General features: G+C 36.4%; 13 protein-coding genes. 10 read left to right on the forward strand and 3 right to left on the reverse strand.

Annotated features, from left to right (window positions below):
• The first annotated feature begins 72 nt into the window (after nucleotides 1–72).
• Nucleotides 73–1,230 carry a cation:proton antiporter gene (locus AC0L3W_RS11790; RefSeq protein WP_409438810.1) on the forward strand — a complete coding sequence of 386 codons (1,158 nt, stop codon included), beginning with the start codon at nucleotides 73–75 and terminating at the stop codon, nucleotides 1,228–1,230.
• Nucleotides 1,231–1,287: 57 nt separating this feature from the next.
• Here the strand turns inward: AC0L3W_RS11790 and AC0L3W_RS11795 are convergent, their stop codons facing one another.
• Complete coding sequence (locus tag AC0L3W_RS11795) at nucleotides 1,288–2,256, reverse strand: magnesium transporter CorA family protein (RefSeq protein ID WP_290039502.1); 969 nt, start codon at nucleotides 2,254–2,256, stop codon at nucleotides 1,288–1,290.
• A gap of 262 nt (nucleotides 2,257–2,518) precedes the next feature.
• Here AC0L3W_RS11795 and AC0L3W_RS11800 point away from each other — a divergent pair, with 262 nt between their 5' ends.
• The 3 genes from AC0L3W_RS11800 to AC0L3W_RS11810 all read left to right on the forward strand — a co-directional run bounded on the left by AC0L3W_RS11800 (nucleotide 2,519) and on the right by AC0L3W_RS11810 (nucleotide 5,765).
• Nucleotides 2,519–3,379 (forward strand): mechanosensitive ion channel family protein, encoded by an 861-nt coding sequence (locus AC0L3W_RS11800; protein WP_290039503.1) that lies wholly within the window; start codon nucleotides 2,519–2,521, stop codon nucleotides 3,377–3,379.
• A gap of 104 nt (nucleotides 3,380–3,483) precedes the next feature.
• Nucleotides 3,484–4,353 carry a mechanosensitive ion channel family protein gene (locus AC0L3W_RS11805; RefSeq protein WP_290039504.1) on the forward strand — a complete coding sequence of 290 codons (870 nt, stop codon included), beginning with the start codon at nucleotides 3,484–3,486 and terminating at the stop codon, nucleotides 4,351–4,353.
• A 62-nt stretch (nucleotides 4,354–4,415) separates the two neighbouring features.
• Nucleotides 4,416–5,765, forward strand: coding sequence for a magnesium transporter (locus AC0L3W_RS11810; RefSeq protein ID WP_409438809.1), 1,350 nt, complete (start codon nucleotides 4,416–4,418; stop codon nucleotides 5,763–5,765).
• A gap of 235 nt (nucleotides 5,766–6,000) precedes the next feature.
• On the opposite strand, the gene AC0L3W_RS11815 is transcribed toward AC0L3W_RS11810, so the two are convergent.
• Nucleotides 6,001–6,849, reverse strand: a complete 849-nt coding sequence (locus AC0L3W_RS11815; RefSeq protein WP_290039506.1) for a LysR family transcriptional regulator — start codon at nucleotides 6,847–6,849, stop codon at nucleotides 6,001–6,003.
• 237 nt (nucleotides 6,850–7,086) lie between these two features.
• Here AC0L3W_RS11815 and rimK point away from each other — a divergent pair, with 237 nt between their 5' ends.
• The 3 genes from rimK to AC0L3W_RS11830 are packed head-to-tail and all read left to right on the forward strand — an operon-like array spanning nucleotide 7,087 to nucleotide 9,479.
• Nucleotides 7,087–7,992, forward strand: a complete 906-nt coding sequence (gene rimK / locus AC0L3W_RS11820; RefSeq protein WP_290039507.1) for a 30S ribosomal protein S6--L-glutamate ligase — start codon at nucleotides 7,087–7,089, stop codon at nucleotides 7,990–7,992.
• A gap of 4 nt (nucleotides 7,993–7,996) precedes the next feature.
• Nucleotides 7,997–9,043, forward strand: a complete 1,047-nt coding sequence (locus AC0L3W_RS11825; protein ID WP_290039508.1) for a succinylglutamate desuccinylase/aspartoacylase family protein — start codon at nucleotides 7,997–7,999, stop codon at nucleotides 9,041–9,043.
• Between the two features lies 1 nt (nucleotide 9,044).
• Nucleotides 9,045–9,479, forward strand: a complete 435-nt coding sequence (locus AC0L3W_RS11830; protein ID WP_290039509.1) for an ATP-dependent zinc protease family protein — start codon at nucleotides 9,045–9,047, stop codon at nucleotides 9,477–9,479.
• A 48-nt stretch (nucleotides 9,480–9,527) separates the two neighbouring features.
• Here the strand turns inward: AC0L3W_RS11830 and AC0L3W_RS11835 are convergent, their stop codons facing one another.
• Entirely contained in the window at nucleotides 9,528–10,007 is a 480-nt protein-coding gene (locus tag AC0L3W_RS11835; RefSeq protein WP_290039511.1) for a cytochrome b562, read from the reverse strand.
• 964 nt (nucleotides 10,008–10,971) lie between these two features.
• Here AC0L3W_RS11835 and AC0L3W_RS11840 point away from each other — a divergent pair.
• The 3 genes from AC0L3W_RS11840 to AC0L3W_RS11850 all read left to right on the forward strand — a co-directional run bounded on the left by AC0L3W_RS11840 (nucleotide 10,972) and on the right by AC0L3W_RS11850 (nucleotide 13,909).
• A complete protein-coding gene (locus AC0L3W_RS11840; RefSeq protein ID WP_290039512.1) occupies nucleotides 10,972–11,898 on the forward strand; it encodes a tripartite tricarboxylate transporter substrate binding protein in 927 nt (308 codons plus the stop codon).
• 64 nt (nucleotides 11,899–11,962) lie between these two features.
• Nucleotides 11,963–12,412 carry a tripartite tricarboxylate transporter TctB family protein gene (locus AC0L3W_RS11845; RefSeq protein ID WP_290039513.1) on the forward strand — a complete coding sequence of 150 codons (450 nt, stop codon included), beginning with the start codon at nucleotides 11,963–11,965 and terminating at the stop codon, nucleotides 12,410–12,412.
• A 9-nt stretch (nucleotides 12,413–12,421) separates the two neighbouring features.
• Nucleotides 12,422–13,909: a tripartite tricarboxylate transporter permease gene (locus tag AC0L3W_RS11850; RefSeq protein ID WP_290039514.1), complete on the forward strand. Its 1,488-nt coding sequence runs from the start codon at nucleotides 12,422–12,424 to the stop codon at nucleotides 13,907–13,909.
• The last annotated feature ends 29 nt before the right edge of the window (nucleotides 13,910–13,938 follow it).

Raw genomic sequence — 13,938 nt, forward strand, 5'->3', positions numbered from 1 at the left:
AAAACAACTAATTAGCTTTAATATAGTTAATTAAAATATAGGCATAACGCCTAACATGACTAAAGAGTTGTTATGCACTTAGATCCTTTTATGCCACAAATGGTTAGTATCATTTTTATAGTGTTGGCTTTAGGTTTTATCCTAAAGTTATTTCACCAACCACATGTTGTTGCTTACTTGATAGTGGGCATTATTATTGGTCCATGGGGACTTTCATTAATTACCGACACCGAGAACATTGCTCGCTTAGGCGCTGCTGGTGTGGTATTTCTATTGTTTTTTGTTGGTATGGAAACCGACCCCAAAAAGTTAGTAGAAAACTGGAAACTGGCGATTTTTGGTACCCTTTTTCAAATTATTCTTAGCGTAACCTTTGTTTGGGTTTTAGGATTATTTTTCCACTGGGGTATCGAACGTATTATTCTTATTGGCTTTGTAATCAGTTTGAGTAGCACCGCTATTGTGATCAAGCTATTACAAGATACCAACACCTTAGACTCCAAAGTCGGACAAGGTGCATTAGCAATTCTATTAGCTCAAGACCTAGCAATTATTCCAATGCTAATCATTATTGGTTTATACCAGACCGATGCTGTTGAGAGTGCTCATGTAGGCAGACAAGTTATCGGCTCTATCGCTGCAGCCGCTTTATTGGCCTTTATTATTATCAAAAAAGAGGTACATATTCCACTGTCTAAGTGGTTAAAGCATGACCATGAGTTACAGTTGTTTGCAGGGTTAGGTATTTGCTTTGGTTTATCCATGTTAACCGCGTGGTTTGAACTTTCTACTGCGTTAGGAGCATTCCTTGGTGGTATGTTGATCGGAGCAGCAAAAGAAACGCAATGGGTGCATCATAACTTAAATTCTTTAAAGGTCTTGTTTGTCGCGCTATTCTTTATCTCTGTAGGCATGATGTTGGACTTGGATTTCTTAATATCCAACTGGTTACAGGTGGCCTCTTTAGTAATTGCAGCATTGTTAATTAATACTTTTATTAATGCGGGTATTTTGAAGATGTCTGACTTTTCATGGAAAGAAAGTATCTATACAGGTGCGCTGTTATCGCAAATTGGTGAGTTTAGCTTTGTATTAGCAGCCGTTGGAAAACAATCTAATATAATCAATGCTTACGGTTACCAATTAGCGATCTGTGTTATTGCATTATCGCTATTGATTAGCCCGCTGTGGTTAACTTCGTGTAAAAAAATAATCGGTTATAAAGTGTAAAACAAGATAAAAGATGCCCTAAATACAAGGCATCTATTATCAATTAACGATGGTTGTTTATAACCATCGTTTCTTCTTAAAGAGTAGAACTAAACTAATAGAAATAAAGCTCATAAAACCGAGTAGATAGAAATAACCATTAGCTACTTTCAACTCTGGAATATATTCAAAATTCATCCCATATAAACCGGCTAAAAAACCCAATGGAATAAAGATAGCCGTGATAACCGTTAATACTCGCATCGTGGCATTCAATTGGTGTGAAGTTACTGATAAATAGCCATTCACTAAGTCGCTGCAAATATCGTAATGCATTTGCGATAAGCTTAATAAACGCTCGATACGTTCATGGACATCAGTAACAGTATGCAAATCAGCTTGATTGATAATTGGCGTCTCATCAGTCACTAATATTTTTAATTCGCTACCAATATTACTATGATAATTAAAAGTACGTTTTAGCTTAGTTAACCGCGATTGATACAGGGTGATCTCTTGCATCATTTTATCGTCGCCACCGAGTTGAAACTTATCCTCAATAGACTCTAACTTTTCTTCAAATTCAAATAGTTTTTGCAGATAAATACCACAGCTATAATGGAAAATACGCAATGCTAAAGTGATAGGGCTTTTTGATAAATACTTCTTCCCTTCTTCGCTAAATAACTTGTCGATAGACATCGATGTTTTACGATGAGAAGTGATCACTATATTAGTGCCAACGAACATACTTATTTGTAAATGCTCAAAGACTAAATCATCACCTGGGTGATAAATACCTCGATACAGCATGAAGATATAGTTATCAAACAATTCAATTTTAGGTGGATGACGATCTCGTTGCGCATCGCTGATCGCCAAGGAATGACAACCTAACTCTTTCAACAAACTTTTTTCTTGAGCCTGATCGTGACCGTCAAAATCTATCCAGATTTGATAACTTGGATTTTGTTGCCATAACTCAATTAAAGACTGATCGCCATAAGTACACGATTTATCTGATTTTAATAACATACATCTGATCATAATATTTCTCTTTCTAGATGATTTAATACTAACAAAGTTGAGGTTAAGCTAGGTTTTACTTTTAGTCACCTTTTATTATTCAGCTAACCTCAATACAAACTGACTGTATTAGCAATCCGTTATTTTCCACTAGAAAAGCGATGTCTCTTGCAGGAGTAAAAAAATAAGCCAATATTTTAATACAATATCAATACCTTAAGTTTGAAATGAACTAAACTAGCGAGACTTGTTGTGAACAATACCAAGCCTAGAGGAGCACTTAATGGACTTATCACAAATTAACAATATTTTATCCTACAAGCTAATCACCGTATCTGGTCAAGCGATTACTGTGACACATCTGTTGTTGATCCCTGTGGTGATCTTAATCGGTATCGTTTTAACGCGTTGGATTGCTAAATTAATTACCAAGCGCCTTATTTCTAAAAAAGTCGATCCCAATGTGATTCACCTGTTAATGCGTGTTTTCTATATCATTGCCATGGCTATTTTATTAGTTACGACTTTAGAGCTGATTAATGTGCCAATTACTGCTTTTGCCTTTCTCTCTGGCGCGATTGCTATTGGCGTTGGTTTTGGGGCTCAGAATATTATTAACAATTTCATTAGTGGTTGGATATTAATGTGGGAGCGCCCTATTCGCATCGGAGACTTTTTGGAGGTTGAAGATGCTAAAGGTGTAGTAGAGGAGATCAATACCCGTTCAACCCGTATTAAACGCGTTGATGGCGTTCATTTACTGATCCCTAATAGTAAACTATTAGAAAATACCGTGGTCAATTGGACATTAATTGATAGTTTAGTGAGATCCTCGGTAAAAGTCGGTGTTGCCTATGGCTCACCAGCTAGAAAAGTTGCAGACCTTATTGCCCAAGCAACGACAGAACAAACTAAAATAGTAGAGCATCCAGCGCCCGTAGTGACCTTCGAAGACTTTGGTGATAATGCCTTAATGTTTGAAGTGACCTTTTGGTTGGACTCTAGCGCGGAAGGTGGTTTACGGGTAATGCGTAGCAATATTCGATTCCGCTTAGAGGAATTATTTGAAGAGCACAATATTTGTGTTGCTTATCCGCAACGTGATTTACATATTGATGGTTCATTAACGATCAACAAACAATAAGTAAAAGCGAGTACTCATTAAATTAATGATTAATTAATGAGATTAAAGTAAGTTATTGTTAAAATTAATAAAATAGAAAGTTATTAACACAGGTAATACTAATTATGTTTGAAAAACTACAGTCAATAGATCTCTCAAGCAACACTTTTTTTCAAGCGTTAATGAATAATAATACGGTACTCACTATCATCTTAATTTTAGTGTTAGTAACCTGTAAAATTTACCTTTTAAAAGTAGTAGAAAAAAAAGGTAAAAATAATAAACGTTTAAAAATCAATATTGTAAATAATACTATTACAATACTCATCTTCATTGGTATTTTTAATATCTGGGCTGAAGAGTTTCATAAATTTGCTATCTCCATTGCCGCTTTTGTGGTTGCCATCGTGATCGCGACCAGAGAATTTATTCAATGCTTTATTGGTTTTTTATATATTGTATCGAGCCGCCCTTTTCGAATTGGCGACTGGATACAAGTAGGTGATTATTACGGTGAAGTACACTCTATTGATTGGGCAAAATTAACCCTCTTAGAGGTCAATAGTGATTCTTACGAGTACACTGGTAAAACCTTATATGTGCCTAACAGCAAATTAATCACTTCTTCCATTAAAAACTTAAACTTTTTAAAACGTTACGCGATGCACCATTTCACAATTACCAGAGACGGCAGTGTTAATCCTTTTGTGTTTTTAGATATTTTATACGAAAAAGCACATGGTTATTGCGCCGATTTTAATGATGTTGCTATACGTTATAACCAACTCATTGAAAACCGTTTGGATGTTCATATAGCAGGCCCTGAACCGCACATCCAAGTCGCAACTTCAGATATTGGTGATACACAACTTATTTTCACTATTTTTTGCCCTACTGAACGCGCACTCGAGATAGAACAATCATTGACAGCTGACTTCATGAAATTGTGGTTTGAACAGCAACAAATGAATAATAAAAGCGATCATTCAAATTAAGTGATAGCAGCAAACAATGCTGTTTTATACTGCCCACGATAACCTCAATAATAACAGGAGGCATGATGTCATTAGATTTATTACCTGATTATATCGATAAAATTAATCATCATTTTGAAGCCGAAGAAGATATACAGTCGCTGGTAACAGAGATCTACGAGCAACTGTCTGATGAGCAAATTGCCATTTTATTAGAGTCATTTCCACTTAAATTAAGACTTAATTTATGGGAAGCGCTGAGCGATGAAGCACAGCAAAATATCTTTATCGTCATGAAACATGAGTCTAGAGAACTTTTACTCAATACTTTAGAAGATGAGCAATGTTTTCCATTGTTAACCAAGTTAGACGCGGTACATCTATTAGAACTTTCTGAAAGTTTAAATGACCGGTTTATTGACTACGCTGTTAGCAACATGAACGCTAAACAACGTAGTTTATATAAAAAATCATGTGATTATGCGCTAGATGAAGTGGGTCACTGGCAAAACTTTACAGAGATTCAAATACCACAACGTTTAAAACTGTCGGCTGTCAAAAAAGTATGTAGTAAAAAATTACCGACCTTTACTGAAGTAATATATATAGTCGATGATAATGCAGTATTGGTAGGAGAAATTGCACTCAATGCTATCTTCAAAGCACAAAGCGACCAAGAATATCAGGACGCCATTGAGAAGAATATTGAGTACATATTAAGCAATGAGAATATTGCGGACGCTTCTGAAAAACTCATTGATTTAGACCGTTCAGCTTTACCTGTAATCGATGAAAACCGGTGTTTAACAGGTCGTTTGGATTTACCAACAGCTTACCGTTATAAAGAACAAATATTAGAAGCACAATTAAATCAATCTGGTGGTCTAGTTGAAGAGGAAGACCTATTTAGCAACGTATGGCAAAGCTCAAAGAATCGAGCTGTATGGTTAGGTATTAACTTAGTCACTGCCTTTTTAGCATCATGGTTTATTGGCTTATTTGAAGCCACTATTCAGCAGGTGGTTGCTTTAGCTGTATTAATGCCAGTGGTGGCTTCTATGGGAGGAATTTCTGGGAGTCAAACCATCACCCTAATTATTCGCGGTTTAGCTTTAGGGCAAATTAATGATGCCAATAAGAAAAGCATCATAGCAAAAGAGCTGAAAGTAGGCGCTATAAATGGCATATTATGGGCCTTTGTGATCGGTGCTATTACCTTTGTCTGGTTCGATAACCCATTACTATCGTTAACTATTTTTATCTCTATTTTGGGTAATATCGTAATTGCGTCTTTATCTGGTGTGTGGGTACCTTGGATATTGAATAAATTCAATATTGACCCTGCCTTATCAGGTTCAGTGGTATTAACAACCGTCACCGATATTTTTGGATTTATTGTTTTCTTAGGTTTGGGAAGTCTTTTATTACTCTAATTTTCTTTAGGGGCATACTTCATAGTGCCCTTTCTTTTTAGTCTTTATCATTTAACCTCAGCCATGATTAAAAAATTAAAATCAAATGGTTAGATAACTCATTAGACAGTGCTGTAATTTTGCGTAATTAAGGAGAATGATTGAGGAAATAACGGGTTATTGAAAAGTAATTTAACGCATAAATCCATATAAATAGCAGTGTTGCTCCACTTTTCTTATCCAGTATTGGGATTATTTACGTTCTCACATGTGGGAATAGTTGTAAAACTTGCTCTATCATTTCTATTTTTTGATTATTCGCCAAGTAATTGGCATAAATATCACGACGAAATACTGGCGCATCATCAACTAAAAATAGTTGATTACTCTTTAAGTATTCAAAAGTAATTTGTCTTGGTAAGTAAGCAGAACCACCGGCATCTAAAATAAAGTTTAAAGCAATTCTCGGTTGACTCATAAAATGTTTCGCTTCTGGTGTATCTGGAAACTCGCGCAAATACTGTGCCGCAATTGATTCTCCATAGTCCACCATAATAAAGTCCTGTAATTGCACTTGGTTATATACATAATCAGGATTAGTTGTAACTAAGTGCAGTGGTACAGTTGCTACTTTTTCAGAAATAATCTCACCGACAAAAGTTGGCTCAAACAAGAAACCAATATCCACCACTCTATTCAACAAACTCTTACGTAACTCCGGTGCATTGTAAGTGTTAGTTAATAAGCTCACCTCATCAATATTTAAATGAATTTTTTGTAGCCAGTTCTGTAACACAATATCCCAAATAGTACTTTTTGCCCCTACTACTAACTGCATTGAATGTTGTGCGCTGATACCCACGTCTTGCTTGGTTTTTTGCCACATCAAAATCAATTCATTTGCATGCTTAATGAGTCTATGACCTTCCGGTGTTAACTTTAAATTTCTATTACTTCTGTCAAATAATAGTACCCCTAAATCATCTTCTAATAACTTAATTCGAGCACTAACAGCAGATTGAGTGATAAATAGATTTTCTGATGCGATACGAAAATGTAATGAGCGACTAACTTCTAAAAATGTTTTTAATAACTCTATTTTCATACACTCACCACTAATCAAAATTTTTAATCAAAGACCACAAAACAATTAATTTTATTATATAGCGTTTTGTTTATACACTCCACGCACTTAATCTGAGTGACCATTAAATACACTAAAAATAGTCAATATGGCTAGTATGCAGTTATCTGCAAGAGTTCCTATTTTGCTCAGATTTATAACCTTTTATGCGAACACTATCGCAACATAATCTGTGAAATATCACATAGGAATTAACTCATGAAAATTGCCATCTTATCTAGAAATCCAAACTTATACTCTACTCGTCGTTTAAAAGAAGCTGGTGAAGCACAAGGCCATCAAGTTGATATCATCGACACATTACATTGTTACATGGATATTACTAGTAGCCGCCCTACGGTACGCTATCATGGTGAAGAGCTACCGCAATACGATGCTATTATCCCACGTATTGGTGCATCGGTGACTTTCTATGGAACCGCTGTTGCTCGCCAATTTGAGATGATGGGCACTTTTAATATTAATGAATCAGTGGCAATCAGCCGCTCTCGTGACAAATTACGTTCAATGCAATTATTATCGCGAAAAGGTATCGGCATGCCACGTACAGGCTTTGCTAATAAACCAGATAATATTAAAGACTTAATTAAAAACGTTGGTGGCGCGCCAGTGGTAATTAAACTGCTTGAAGGCACACAGGGAATAGGTGTTGTATTAGCAGATACAGCTAAAGCAGCAGAAAGTATTATCGAAGCATTTATGGGACTAAAAGCGAATATTTTAGTCCAAGAGTTTATTAAAGAAGCTGGCGGTGCAGACATTCGTTGTTTGGTAATAGGCGGACGCGTTGTAGCGGCAATGAAACGCCAAGGGGCAGAGGGTGAATTCCGCTCTAATTTACATCGTGGTGGCTCAGCAGTGGTGGTCAAACTATCCAAAGAAGAACGTGAGACAGCCGTTAATGCCGCTAAGATAATGGGTCTGAATTTCTGTGGTGTTGACCTATTACGTTCAGAAAACGGACCAATGGTAATGGAGGTTAACTCTTCTCCTGGTTTAGAAGGTATTGAAAAAGCAACGGGCATGAACATCGCGGGCATGGTTTTCGATTTTCTTGAAAAAAGCCCAAAAACAACAACCAATAAAACACGTGGTCGAGGTTAATTAGATGAAAACATTACGCATTGGCGAGTTTGATATTTTACCGGGTACACAATGTAAAATTGAATTACCCGTTGCCAAGTTATATACAGATGCTGAAGTATCATTGCCTGTACAAATTATCCGTGGAGCTAAAGATGGCCCCACTATTTTTATTAGTGCAGCTGTACATGGTGATGAGTTAAACGGTATTGAAATTATTCGTCGTTTAATTAATAAACCTAATTTTAAAATAATCCGCGGCACTGTAATTGCAGTGCCTATGGTGAATGTTTATGGTGTTGTGAATCAAAGCCGTTATATGCCAGATCGACGCGATTTAAATCGCTGCTTTCCAGGGTCAGCAAAGGGCTCATTAGCGGCGCGTGTCGCACACATATTTTTAACACAAATAGTGCAACATTGTGACTATGGAATTGATTTACATACGGGGGCAATCCACCGCTCTAACTTGCCACAAATCCGTGGTGACATGAACGACCCTGAAACTAAAACATTAGCACAAATATTTGCATGCCCAGTGGTATTACACTCTAATGTAGTAGATGGTTCATTACGTGAATCTGCTGTGGACAATGGTACTAAAGTACTTTTATACGAAGCAGGTGAAGCATTGCGCTTTGATGATTTCTCAATTAATGCCGGTATTAAAGGCATCGAGAATGTGTTGCGCCACCTAAAAATGATGCGTCAAATAACCTCAAAACGTAAGTTAAAAGAACCTTATATTGCCAATAGCAGCGGCTGGTTACGTGCCAATGCCAGTGGTGTTGTTAAACATTTAGTTGAACTAGGTGACCGCGTAACAAGTGGCGATAAACTAGCAGAAATCGGCAGCCCTTATGGTGAAATTTTAGGGGTCGTTAAAGCAACTCGCTCTGGTATTTTAATTGGCCAACAAAATATACCACTAGTGCAAGAAGGTGAAGCTATGTTCCATATTGCATACTTTAAAGAAGACGATGAAGCAGTATTTGAGCACATTGAATCAGTACAAGATTTCTTGCGCCCTGAAGATGATTTAAATCGTACCAGTGCAACAGGAAATAAATAACATGCAATCTAAAGATAAAATGATTATTGGTCGCCTTGAATCAATAGATTTACCTGAACTAGGTATTAAAGAGATGCAAGTGCGTGTTGATACTGGAGCAAAGACCTCATCATTACATGTTGATAATATTGTCAAGTATATGGACAAGGGACAACCTTGGGTAAAATTTGATATTCACCCTGATATTCATAATGTCAAAAGGTTGATTTCTTGTAGCGCTTTAATTAGTGACATTCGCAAGATTAAGTCATCCAACGGTACTTCAGAGGAACGTTATGTCATTGAAACACCGATGACCTTAGGCAGTGAAACATGGCCGATTGAAATAACCTTAACTGACCGTGCTGATATGAACTATCTAATGCTATTCGGACGTGAGGCGATTGGTAAGCGATTACTGGTTGATCCTTCGAAAGTATTTTTAGCCAACCGTTAAAGTTTTAGCTTAACGCAGTATTATTGTACTGCGTTAATCAATCTACCGCTAATTTTTACAGTTTTGGCGGAAAGATTTATGCCCTTGTTTTTTCTGTTGATTCACTATTTCTAACAATGAGCTGATCTCAGCAGGGTCTGAACTTGCTTTGATCTTTTTAAAGGTATGAGTCATTTCACTTATTTGCTGTTGGTATTGCTTATACTGCTGTTTTTGCAGTTCGGTCAATTCATTAGATGATTCACCATGTTCACCATCCATATTTTCAATGACCACTGGCATTAATGCTTCAGCTTTGCCACTTAACATAATCAATTCATTAATATGATCTTGCATTTCTGCTTTATTATCAGCCTTGAAACCTTTGTTGTAAGCTCTTAACTCGCTTTTAATATACTTCATCGTATCGCCCAATACGGTTTCTTTAATGCCACAATGTTCGGCATGTGCAAACACTAAACTAGCAGGTTGAGTAAAAAATAATGCACCTAATAAAGTAAAAGCTAATTTGCTTTTGATCATACTCATCGTAATATCCTTTTAAAATGGAGAGGGGTAAATAAGGAATATACTCGGCTTACAAAAATAACACTACATTCAGTGTTATTTAACCTCAATTTTAGAAAGTGAAAGCGGGAGGATTTAATGCAAAAGTCTGCAAAAATAGCAATATTGCATCGTTTTACTTACCCATAACTGAGGCTATTTAAAATAATAGCCCAAGCCTGTTGCAGCAAAGAATCTATTATCAACGAAATCACTTCTATCCAAATAATGCTACAGGATAAATAGATGAAATAGGGTTAATTATGTCGATTTATATATACAACATTAGCGTTCAACTAACACCCAAACCACTCCCTTTCATAGGTTTATAATATTACAAAATAAATATTCATCGAATATCGTCCCAAATATGGAATAACCAATTAAATGAATATAACTATTTCTCCACACATTTAATAATCACGCCAAGAACTCAGGCCCCAAAACCTTAACCATCCCTTTTAAAATCAATGTAAAAAGCTATTTATTATTTTAAATATAAAAAATAAAACACCTAAAAATAGATAAATAACAGCTTAGTTATCTTAAAAAATTCATTAAACCTTCTATTTCATTAATAGAAAAAAGAAGAAATTAATAAGAGAAAAATCACATTAAGTCATACTTATAAAACAATAAACCAATAAAGAAACAGATAAATTTAGTTGTAAAAAAAACCAAAAATCAATGAAAGATCTCATTTCCTGACAAAGAACGCATTTTGTCGATCACTTTCGTGACCTATGCAATGCTAAAAAAATAATCTTCCTTTACTCTTCGATTACAAAGTTTTAACAAATAAAGTTTGTTTTATTGAATTTCCTGAATCAGCTTTTGATTCATTTTTACAGGTAAAAACATAAAACTGTTTTATTAAAGATTCAAACAAACGTCAGAAATAGTGATTAAGAAAGAAGCCATTTTTATCCATAAAAGGAATGAAACGATGAGAAAACTACTTAAAACAGCACTGATCAGCGCAGGATTAATTATGTCAGCAAGTACATTTGCAGCTGATTATCCAGCTAAAAATATACGACTAATTGTGCCATTTGGCGCAGGTGGTGGCACAGATGCGGTGGGCCGTACTTTAGCAAACAGTGCCAAAGATATTTTAGGTACCAGTATTTCGGTAATGAACAGAACTGGCGGCGCAGGTGCGGTAGGAATGAGCTTTGGCGCGCAGCAAAGACCTGATGGGTATACGTTAACAGTGGTAACTCGTGAGATTGCTTCATTACCACAAATGGGATTAATGCAGCATACAGCTGATGATTTTAAGTTAATTCGTATGGTTAACTTAGATCCTGCAGTTATTTTAGTGCCTGCTGACAGCCCATTTAATACGGTCAACGATTTAGTCGCAGAAGCAAAGAAAACACCTGGAAAAGTTAAATTCGCATCGACTGCCGCTCCTAACTTTTACTTAATGGCCTTAGAGCAAAACCAAGATATCAAATTAAATGCTGTACCTTATAACGGTTCGGCAGAAGCTATTCCTTCAGTACTAGGTCACCATACGCAAGTAACTATGGTGACACCTGGTGAAGCAATTGCTCAACTTCGTTCTGGTCAATTAAAAGCATTAGGTGTGATGTCAGAAGAACGCATCTCTTACATTCCAGATGTACCAACATTAAAAGAACAAGGTTTAGATGTTACAACCGGTACATGGCGCGGTATTGGCGCACCTAAAGGCACACCTGATGAGATTATTGAAATTCTAGGTAACGCTTTTGATCAAGCAATGGCCTCTGAACAATTTAAAGAGTTCATGGCAAAAGGTGCAATGACTATTCACCCATTAAAAGCACAAGAGTTCACTGACTTTGTTAAAGAAGATACCAAAGTATTAAGTCAGTTTATTAAATAATAACAGGCGCTAAATAGGGTTAAGGTCAGCCTTAACCCATCTTTCAATCAATAAAATGGGAGGTATGATGCTCAATCGCCATCTAGTACTACCAAGCTTCGTGATTATCTTAAGCTTAGTCATATTGGGCTTTATCACTCAATTTCCAGAGCCTCTATATCAAGCTTCTCCGGTGGGTGCTGGTTTTTTTCCTACTGTAATTGTCGTGATTCAAATCTTAATATGCTGTGTGTTGATTATTCAGCATCAACGAAAGAAACAGGTCGAGCAGGAGCAGCCACTTTTATCTAGCCACTCTATTTTTGGTTTTACCTTATTAGTAGGCTATGCAGCTTTAATTACTTTGGTGGGTTATTTACCAGCGAGCCTAATTGGTTTTACTTACTACTTAATTTATTACCGCGTTAAAAAACCGATCTATTATGTGGTTGCTTGGGTGTTTGTTTTAGCGATCTACTTTTTATTTTCAGACGTGTTTATTATCTCCCTGCCTGAAGGCTTACTCTTTTTCTAGGTTATTATTATGATGGAATATTTACTCAGTGGGTTTGCCTCTGCCTTTAGTATGGAGGTTTTCCCGGTATTAGTATTAGGTGTTTTAGGTGGGGTAATTTTAGGGGCGCTCCCTGGATTAACAGCTACCATGGGCGTTGCAATATTATTACCTTTTACCTTTTCAATGATGCCAACCCCCGCATTAGTAATGTTAATTGGGGTTTATATTGGTGGCATTTATGGTGGTTCAATTGCCGCTATATTATTAAAAACGCCTGGTACACCAGCATCTGCTGCAACCGTACTAGATGGTCATACAATGGCTATTAAAGGACTTGCAGCAAAGGCATTAAGTATTGCAGCTGTTGCATCGTTTATTGGTGGTTTAATCAGTACTGTTGTATTGATTGGTGTCGCCCCAATGCTAGCAGACTTTGCTTTACGCTTTAATGCGCCAGAATACTTTGCATTAGCCTTATTTGGATTAACGATTATTGCTAGTGTATCAGCTAAAAATATAATGAAAGGCTTATTAGCCGGTACTATAGGCTTATTAATCTCTATGGTCGGATTAGATCCAATCAGCAGTGTTCCTCGTTTCACTTTTGGCGTGTTAGATCTATACAGCGGCATTAACATTATCCCTGTGTTAATTGGTTTATTCGCCATTGCCGAAGGGTTAAATCAACTAGAAAAAATCGCCAGTGATAAACAGGATATCCCGCCAAAGTTTAGTTACAATTTTTTAAGCTTCTCTGACTTTAAAAAGATTTTACCAACCAGTATTAAAAGTGCATTGATTGGTACCTCTATTGGCTCTGTTCCCGGTGCTGGTGCCGATATTTCTGCCTTTGCTTGTTATAACGAAGCCAAGCGAGTTGCTAAAAACCCCGAAGAGTTTGGAAATGGTTCTATGCACGGTTTAGCTGCAGCTGAATCAGGTAATAATGGGGTAACAGGCGGTTCATTAGTGCCCTTGCTTACTTTAGGTGTTCCAGGTGATGCCGTTTCAGCAGTATTATTAGGCGCATTAATCGTGCAAGGTTTAACACCAGGGCCTCTTTTATTCACACAAAACCCAGAAATTGTTTACGGGATTTTTAGCTCCATGATTGTGGCTAATATAGTGATGTTAATTATTGGTTTTTTAGGAATACGCTTTTTTTGCAGGATTATAGAAGTGCCTAAAATAATGATGATTCCTATTATTATCTTCCTTTCAGTAATTGGTGCTTATGCTATTAATAATTCAATGTTTGATGTGGGTATTGCGATTACGTTTGGTTTATTAGGCTTTATTTTAAATAAACTCGACATTCCCTCTTCACCTATTTTATTGGCGATCATTCTGGGGCCGATGGCAGAAACAAACTTAAGAAAATCATTGATCTTGTATGAAGGAAGTTGGTCATTTATATACGATAGACCGATTGCATTAGCCTTTATTTTATTTGCTATCTTCTCTGTTTATTCCACTGTAAAACTGAAAAAACGCGAATTAAAAAAACAGAAATAAAGCGTTAATAGAGTAGCTAAACAAGCAAT

It is taken from the genome of Psychromonas sp. KJ10-5, from assembly GCF_055808325.1.